The organism is Achromobacter sp. 2789STDY5608615 (assembly GCF_001298995.1).
GTDB classification, from domain to species: domain Bacteria; phylum Pseudomonadota; class Gammaproteobacteria; order Burkholderiales; family Burkholderiaceae_B; genus Achromobacter; species Achromobacter insuavis.
The window spans coordinates 136443-144924 of sequence record NZ_CYTY01000015.1 but is presented as its reverse complement, the minus strand read 5'-3'; the positions used below and the strand labels follow the sequence as shown (position 1 = coordinate 144924).

Genomic DNA, 8482 nt, shown 5'->3' with positions numbered 1-8482 from the left:
CGACGTCACGACCGGCCTGTCCTATTACGCAAGCTCGGTCGACACCACGATCGCGTCCGGAGATTTTTTCCCGGGCAACGTCTTCTCCCCCAGGGTCCCGTTCCCGTCTTCGGACATCACGCCCAATATCGAGCGCCTGTCCAATTCGCCGCTGCGCTCCTCGCGCGCCTACGCCCAGGATTTCATGACCCTGGACAAGCGCTGGCATGTGATGGCCGGGATTGCGCTGAATCAATTGCCGCAAGATGGCGGACCGACCGAGCGCGCCTGGACGCCAAAGCTGGGCCTGAGCTTCGACGTCTCAGACACGATGTCGCTCTACGGCGCGTACTCGCGCGGCTTCTCCACCTACCAGCCCGCGGCGCAAGGCGCCGCGAGCGTACGGCCCATCCGCAGCAAGACCCTCGAAGCGGGAATGAAGTTCGACTGGCCCGACAGCCCGCTCAATGCGTCCATTGCCCTTTTTCAGACATCGCTCGACCATTACCTCGAACCCATACCGGACCCTCCCCTGTACCGACAGGTTGACAGCGGCAGAAGCCGAGGATTGGAACTCAGCCTGCAGGGTCAATTGACGGCAGCCTGGCAAACCGTCGCCAGCTATACGTACACGGACTTCCGGCCCGCGGCCAACCAGGTGAATCCCATACCCAGGCACATGGCCAGCCTGTGGGCCAAATACACGTTCCTGGACCCGGCCTGGACCGGTTGGGGTCTCGGCGCCGGCGTGTATGTACAGAGCGGATATACCGGCGACGGCCAGGGATTCGGCGACTTCCGCATCGCGGGGCAGGCCCGCACCGATGTCAGCCTGTTCTACCGTCGCGACCGTTTCAGCGCCACCCTCGGCGTGCGAAACCTGTTCGACCGGACCCTGTACGCCGGCCATGCCGTGGCCACACGCATCTACCAGGATCCAGGAAGAACGGTGCTGCTGACAACGGCCTACCGGTTCTGACGTCACCGTCGCCGCCCCCAACGCCCGGCGACGGCGGTCGCTCACTCGCAGCGACTGTCCACGGCCGTCCACATCCGCGCGGCGGGCGCCGGCGGCGTCGCCGGCAACGTCACCGCCAGGCGGCATTGGCCGCCCTCGCCTTGCGCCCAGACGACCCGGTACGTCGACGCCCCCGCCGCCGCGTTGCGCAGCAGCAGCCGGCCGGCCTGCGCCACCGTGCCGACGTCGTCGCCCGCCGTGTCGACGGCCCGTGCGCCGAACGGCACCGGGTCGCCGCCGGGCAGCCGCGCCCGCACCAGCACGGCCTGGCCGCCGCCCTCGGTCTCGAACGTCACCGGCACGACCGCGCCCGCGGTCGGCGCCACATGCTGAATGGTCGACTTCAGCGCCACGCTCAAGGGCAGGCCCTTGGGATCGACTTCGATTTCATTGCTGGCGAACGGTGTCAGATTGGAGACGACCGCGCGGCCCCAGGGATCGATGCGCAACCCGCTGCCGCTGGCCACCCGCGCGCCGGCGGCATGCCGGGCTTCGACCACGACGGCGGTATCGCCCAGCGCGGGCGTGAATACGACGCCACCGCCATATGCCACCACGCCTCCCGACACCGTGGCGCCATACTGCGAGAACCCACGTCCGCCCGATGCATTTGCCGCCATGGTGGCGTAGGGCGATGCGTAAGCCGCGCTGCCCCCCGCCACGGAGGACGCTGCCGCGCCCCCCCCAGGCTGCGACTCGCATTCACGCCATAGGTCAGGGCGCCGTCCTCGCCCGTCGCCCCGGTGACCGACTGTTGGACATCGGTGCGGCCGCGGAAATTGTTCTGCACGTTCGTCGAGGCATACAACTGCCGCGCGCCGCTGCCGATGGGGATGCCGATGTTGAGCATCGCCACGTTGTCCCAGCGCTGCGATGAGGCATCGTACTGACGGGCAAGCGACAGGCCGGCGCTGACCCGGCCGATGCTGGTGCTGTAGCCAGCCTGGAACTGCGTGTCCCGGCCCGGGCGGTTCCAGTAGTCCTGCGAAGACCCGCTCAGGTAGAAAGATCCCCAGCCCGACGGCAGCTGCTGATTCACCGTCAATTGCAGACGGCCGCGCAGGAATCCCCCGGTCGGATTGCCGCCGGAGAGACTGTCGACGCTGTCGCGGCGGGCGTCACGGTCGCCGTGGCGCAGCGACATCGCATCGCGCAGGTCGAGATAACCGCGGCTGGAGTAACGGTAGGCCGCCACGGTGATATTGGTGTCGGTCGGCGCGATCAGCTTGCTATACGACAAGCGCACGCTGTGACCGGATCGCCTTCCTTGCGCGCCCAGCTCGGCGCGCGACTGCGTCGCGTCCAGGCCCACCGCGCCCCACTCCAGGTTCAACGCCACGCCGGCCATGCCCGCGGCGTAATCGCGGCTGGCGATCACGCCGCCATAACCCGTCAGCATGTTGGTGAATCCGTGCTGCAGCGTGGCCTGCATCACATAGGGCCGACCGCCCCGCATCAAGGGATCCCGGTACGCGCCCGCCACCAATCCGTAACGGGTCACGCCGGGCCGCAAGGCATTCACCGCCGCCGCATAAGGCACGCTGGCCTGGTGCACGCTGCCATCCGCCTCCGTGACCTCGACGATCAACTCGCCGCCATATCCCATCGGATACAAGTCGTCGATGACGAAAGCCCCCGGCGCCACGTTGGCTTCATAGATGACGCTGCCGTTCTGCCGCACGCGCACCACGGCATTGCTGCGCGCGATACCCGTCACGCGGGGCGCATAGCCGCGCTGGCTCTGCGGCAACATCCTGTCATCGGTCGACAGTTGCACGCCGCGAAAGCCGAAACTGTCGAACAGCGCGCCGTCCGTGTACGCGTCGCCCATCACCAACTGGCTGCCCATCGACCGGATCGCGCGCTGCACGTTCGTCTGCACGCTTCGATAGCGCGAATCCGCGGCGGAGCCTGTCGTCAGGTTGCCGCTATGGCGCAGGCGCCAGGGCCCGGCGTTCAACCCGCCGGACAGTCCCAGGTATCCCTGCGACACCGCATGCCCCTGCTGGTCGGACCGGAAATAGTTGGCGTTGTACTGCAACAGGCCGGCGGGCACGCCGTCCGTCCAATAGCGCGGGTCGATGTAGCCGCGCGGCTGGCGCTTCATCGCCGCCTGCGGGACCGTCACGTCCAGCCGCTGCTCGCCCGTATCGAAGGCCGCCGTCGCGCCGGGCACCCAGGCATCGACCAGCGCACAGGCCTGCGGCGTCTCCCTGCCCGGCGCCGCAGCCGGAATCGCGCCGCCCGCCCGCGCGTCAACCGCATTCAAATCGACGCCGGCGCGCTCGAGCAGCTCCCGATCAAAGCAGGGCAGCGCATTGCCGTGGCGAGCGCCGACCGGCTTGAGCGTGACCTGGACGCTCCCCAACTGCATGCCATTGACGGAAAGATCCGCTCGATACGTACCCGGCGCGGCGACGTTGCCGCGGTTGTAGCGGGCCAGGTCCACGGGCGCGCCGCGGTTCACGAGGAACTGCGGATTGAATTCCACCTCGGCCATCTGCATGGGTTCGTCCTCGGCCGCCCCGAACGCTTGCGCGCTTGCCAGAGCCAGCAGGGCCGCCAGGCGGCATGGGTGCGGCACGCGCCGCGCGTCATTCTGTGTTTTTCTCGTTTTCACGGCAATCCGCCATCGACAGGACGCACGGCTCCCCGACGCGCCGGCAGCGCGCCGTGATCCGACATCAATCAGGGAAAAAGGATCAGTGCATGACGCGGGGCCGCGTCGAGGCCTCGCCAGTAACGAGGCCGCCGTAATCGTTCACGACTTCGTAGCGCACCTGGACGCCCGCCGGCGCCGTAAGCCTGCCCTTGAGCGGCACCCGGCGCGTTTCGCCCGGCGCCACCATCAGGCCGTCATCGAACAAGGCCTTTTCGCCGCCAGCGGCGGCCTGGATCGTCGTGAACGTCACGTGATAGGCGCTGGGGTTGTGCACGCTCAGCACATAGCCGCCGGCCTCGCCATCGAGCGACCACACCGCTTGCGCCGGCGCATCGACCGCCTGCCCCGGCAACTGGCCAGGCCGGAAGAACACTTTGATCCGCGAGCGGAACGCGAACTGCAGATGATTGGCGGTCTGCGCATCCGACGGCTTCGGCGGAATCTCCAGCACGTTGAGCCAAAAGACGGACTCCCGGTCCTGCGGCAACGGTTCCCCGGTATAGGCCACGCGCAACGTCTGGCCTTTCTCGGGATCGATGCGCGATACGGGCGGTGTTATCAGGAATGGCGCGCTGGCCTCGGACGGTGCGGCGTCCGGATCGCCGCTATCGGCCCAGACCTGCACCAACGCGGGGGTCTTGCCTTCGTTGGACAGCTTGACGGTGACCTCCTGGTCGCCCGCCGGATAAACGACACGCGTGCCCGAGATCACGACGGACGCCACGGCCGGAATACTGATCGAGGCCAGCGCAGCGGCGGCGAAGGCCAACGAACGGAACAGAAAAGTACGCACGATTTCTCAACTCTTTTCGTCTTGGAGGACCATGCCGGCGCAGCGCCCGCCGCGCCGGCGCGCCCGCCTTACTGATAGGCCAGCGTGTACGTGACCGTGGTGGTGACCGGGCCGGCATCCACCGCGCCCGCCGCGAAGTACTGGGCAACGTACGACAGCGTGGCGCTGCCGCCGGTGAGGTTGACCGGCGCGCTGTTCTGCGCCGCCGCGGCCGCGCCGACAACAATGGGCGTGTTGCCCCCCTTGTTCAGCAACTGCACCTCGACGTTGGCGGCGCCGCCCGCGGCCGTGTTCTTCAGATTGCCGTTCGGGCGTACCGTGCTGCCGGGCTCGAAATACGTCGACACCTTCGTGGCGGAGCCGGTACAGTTGGTCAGCGAAATGCTGAACGCCGTGGGCCCGGCGGTCGCGCCCGGATTGGCCAGGCGCGTCTTCGACACGGAAGGCAAGGTCACCGTGAAATCGCCATTGTCCTGGCCGTTGATCTTGCAGGTGGTGTCCGTGATCGAACCGTTGAACGTGATCGTGCCGTCGACGGCGAACGCCGATTGCGATGCCAGCGCGCCGACAGCCAGGAACAGAGCGGAATAAAGAGAAGTCTTCATATCAATGAGGGATAGTGAGCCAGGAGAGGAGAGAACCGGGCAGCGCTCCCGTGTCGCTGCTTCTGCGTTGCAGGTTCTGTCTGGTAGGCCACTTGAGCCGATCAAAAAGGCTCAGACTCGAACGGATTAATTTGTAACGGCCATCGCGCCCAGCGTTCGCCGCGCGAAATGGCCGGCCGCCCCCGGGCGGCTTAACGGTAAAGCAACGTGAAAATCAGCGTGCCGTTCGCGGTCCCTGGCTTGATAGCCGCCCCTGTCTGGACATAGGACGCATAAAAGTCCGCACTGTAGGAGCCGCCCGTTGCCGGCGCGTACTGGGCGACTTCATACCCAGGCGCTCCGAACGCCATCGGCTTGCCATTCGACACGCTGACGAGCTTGAGCCCCAGCCCCCTGCGCCGTCGACTCCGCGCTCAGGGCGATGACGCCGTTGTTGGCGTCAACGACGCCCGATGGCGCGCTGAATTGCAGCCCGATGCGCTGCAACCCGGCAGGGCAGTTATTGATAGGGACCGAGAATTTGACCCTGGGGGTCTCCGAGCCGACCCCCTTGAACGACTTCGTTGTGTACTGGCCCAGCGGCACGGTCACGTTCGACGTGGTGCAACTCTTCACGGAGACGGCTACGGCGTTGACCCGAAAAGACGCATTGGGCCCCGGGCTGACGATGGGGTTGTTAATGTCGGCCCCTCCCATGATGGGGCGCGTCAGCAGCACGTCGCCGGGCAGGGAGACCATGCCCGGCTGGATATCTCCGATTTTGACCAACATGGCGGTCATCGCATTGAAGCCGTACGGTTGCCGGCCATTGTTGTCCGGACCGGCGCAGGTCCGCCATCGCGATCCGCCGTTTCCCGTCATATCCACCCGTCCGGCCGGCGGTTGCGGGCCGCAGCCCCCGACGACAAACTGCCCGGAGAACGCAATGCCGACCCCTGGCAGGTTGGTCGCATGGACCTTGTAGGTCCCGCCGCCATTGGCGGGGTTCTGAACCGTCACGTTGGTCTGTGTCAGCCCCACGATGCGGATGTCGATGCCCGCGACCGAATTGGCCGTGATATCGCACGCATAGATGGTGTTCATTCCCGTCCAATCGGCCGTCGCCAGCAGCGTTCCCACCGGCGCATCGCGGGGCACCGAGATCGCGCTGGGAAACGTCACTGAAAAGAGTCCGCCATTCGCGAGCGTGCACGTCGTTACGGCACCTGCCTGTAACGGCGCGCCGAAGAAAAGGATGATGGCCAGCGCCGCAAGCCAGCGCAACGGCGCGGCACGGGGTGGCAGAAGCGGGGTACTGAACATGGATTGCCCTCTTGGCGACGCTTTGAAATCAGTGGAATCGCGACCCGGTCGGAAGTGCTTTCGAGCCGCTTGCCCTGGGATGCCACTTGAGACGCGAAAAAAGGTTCATTGCGCGCCCACATCGAACGCGCCCGCCTCCCGCAGGACCCGAGCCGATTTATCTGGTTACATATTTTTCGGCAAAAGCACGGACCTTTTCGTTGCGCTGAAGTGGCATACCCGGAGAAGCCGCACCGCGGTCCACTACAAGCGAAAGGAAATCATGGCGACGAAGTCCCGCCCAATCTCAAGAACACCGCGCCAAGGCGCTTCCGTCGGCCGGCGTCATGAGACCTTCGGCCGCCAGAAAGAACCCGTGCCCGACCTCCTCGCAGCCGGGCAAGCCGCCATGCGCCCCACCGATGGCAATCCGTCGGCGATCCTGCTTGCGCCCTATACGGCGGTGCGCGCGGCGTGCATCTATATTGACGGCCTGCCCGATCTGTTCGCGGCCTACGGCACTGCCTGCGTGCAGCGAGCCATCGATCGTGCATTGCCCGAACGGCTGGCCGCCATCGGCATTGACGCCCATCGCATTGCACGTATCGGTCAACATGCCGTTGTCACGCTGGCGGACCACGCGCCGCCCTGCTCGCCCGACGATGATGTGCTGCTTGAGCGGATCAAGGCGGCCGTCTCCTGCGAGCCGCTGGAGTGCGAAGGTCACCGCATCCTGCTCAAGGTACTGGTCACCCTGGGGGTGCCCGAGACCTGTCTGGAGGCGTCTCCGTTCGATACGGCGCGCTATCCCGCTCACGCCTGGCCCCCGCTGCCGGAAACCACCCAATCCCTGAACGCGCGGCTCACGGCGTTTCGCAACGACATGGACATGGCGACGGCGTTCTTCGACGATGTCCATTCCGGCCATGTCACCCTGGCCTTCCAGCCCGTCATCGTGTCGTCGAGCCTCCGGGTGCCGCTCTACCACGAAGCCCTGCTGCGTCGCATCGACGGCAACACCGCCACGACTTGCTATCCCGTCATCCAGGCGCTGGAACGGCTGGGCCTTGTCGCCCGACTGGACCGCAGCGTGCTTTGGACCGCCATCGGCCTGCTTGAACGCCACCCGGATATCTGCCTGGGAGCCAACGTATCGGCGCTGTCCTTGCAGCACGACGGTTGGTGGCGCGTCCTGCAGGATTATCTGGCGAGAAATCCGGGGATCGCCGAGCGCCTGACGCTCGAAATCACCGAGACCAGCGCCATCACCAACGCCGAAGAGGCGGCCAATCTGTTGTTGTCATTGCGCGTGATGGGCTGCCGGATTGCCCTGGACGACATGGGCGCCGGCTACAGCACCATCAGCTTCCTGGCCGCAACGCGCCCGAATATCGTCAAGATCGACAAGACCTTCGTGACCCAGACGGAAGGCAAGCGCCAGCCCCAGACGCTGCTCAAGCACTTCGTGACACTGTGCTCGGACCTGAGCGCATGCGTCATCGCGGAAGGCATCGAAACCGAAGCTGACGTCGCCGCCGCCACGCAGGCGGGCGTGCACGCGCTGCAGGGCTACCATCTGGGACGCCCGGAGTTGGCGCCCGCGTGGCTGGTCGGGCCGGCCTGTGTCAAGGACAGCTTCGCGCACGACCATCGGACCTGGCAGGCATGAAATTGAATGAGCGCCGACAACCAGGTGGGCGGTGGAATCGTGCGGCGATGGGCTCCGCCCCCCCGTGGCGGCGCGGGAGAGATGTCTTGTCTTTATGTATGGTTTTTTTGCTGCAAAATCTCTCTCAGAAAGACATACAAATCAAACGATTCAAGCATTTGTATGGATAGCTGAGGTAGAATTTCCATTCTTGTATGGGATTTTTCTATAAAATCTGCCTTCTTGTATGGAAATGGGCGCTCGCCGCGCCCGATGTGCCTGGATGCGCAGAGGCCGGCCCACAGGTCGTAAACAATGCTGCTGAAGCAGCGTTTTGAGGAAATGATGAATTTTTGGGTCCCCGTAATCTTCGGTACGTTCAAGCTCCTCGTGTTGGGCACGGGCATGTTCCTCGCCATCAAGTCGCATTACGACGGAGAAAAGAAGGACAAGGAAAAGCAGAAGGCGCAAGAGGAGACGAAGGCTCCGTAGTGGA

General features: G+C 65.4%; 7 protein-coding genes and 1 pseudogene. 3 read left to right on the top strand and 5 right to left on the bottom strand.

The annotated features are described in order from the left end of the window. A partial coding sequence (locus AOZ49_RS15405) for a TonB-dependent siderophore receptor (RefSeq protein ID WP_156355664.1) occupies positions 1-958 on the top strand: 958 nt, incomplete at its 5' end. Between the two features lie 41 nt (positions 959-999). Here AOZ49_RS15405 and AOZ49_RS33545 read toward each other — a convergent pair. The 5 genes and pseudogenes from AOZ49_RS33545 to AOZ49_RS15385 all read right to left on the bottom strand — a co-directional run bounded on the left by AOZ49_RS33545 (position 1000) and on the right by AOZ49_RS15385 (position 6359). Further along, positions 1000-1224, bottom strand: coding sequence for a FimD/PapC C-terminal domain-containing protein (locus AOZ49_RS33545; protein WP_231690351.1), 225 nt, complete (start codon positions 1222-1224; stop codon positions 1000-1002). A gap of 120 nt (positions 1225-1344) precedes the next feature. Beyond that, positions 1345-3497, bottom strand: a pseudogene (locus AOZ49_RS15400) (fimbria/pilus outer membrane usher protein); the annotation flags it as partial. A 202-nt stretch (positions 3498-3699) separates the two neighbouring features. After that, a complete protein-coding gene (locus AOZ49_RS15395) occupies positions 3700-4428 on the bottom strand; it encodes a fimbria/pilus periplasmic chaperone (RefSeq protein ID WP_231690348.1) in 729 nt (242 codons plus the stop codon). Between the two features lie 92 nt (positions 4429-4520). Next, entirely contained in the window at positions 4521-5057 is a 537-nt protein-coding gene (locus AOZ49_RS15390; protein ID WP_054476236.1) for a fimbrial protein, read from the bottom strand. 324 nt (positions 5058-5381) lie between these two features. Next, the gene (locus tag AOZ49_RS15385) at positions 5382-6359 is read right to left on the bottom strand and encodes a fimbrial protein (RefSeq protein WP_054476234.1); all 978 of its coding nucleotides are present in this window, start codon (positions 6357-6359) and stop codon (positions 5382-5384) included. Between the two features lie 262 nt (positions 6360-6621). Between AOZ49_RS15385 and AOZ49_RS15380 the strand changes: the two genes are divergently transcribed. Next, complete coding sequence (locus AOZ49_RS15380; RefSeq protein WP_197286731.1) at positions 6622-8007, top strand: EAL domain-containing protein; 1386 nt, start codon at positions 6622-6624, stop codon at positions 8005-8007. Between the two features lie 294 nt (positions 8008-8301). Continuing rightward, a complete protein-coding gene (locus AOZ49_RS32525; protein ID WP_156333531.1) occupies positions 8302-8478 on the top strand; it encodes a hypothetical protein in 177 nt (58 codons plus the stop codon). The last annotated feature ends 4 nt before the right edge of the window (positions 8479-8482 follow it).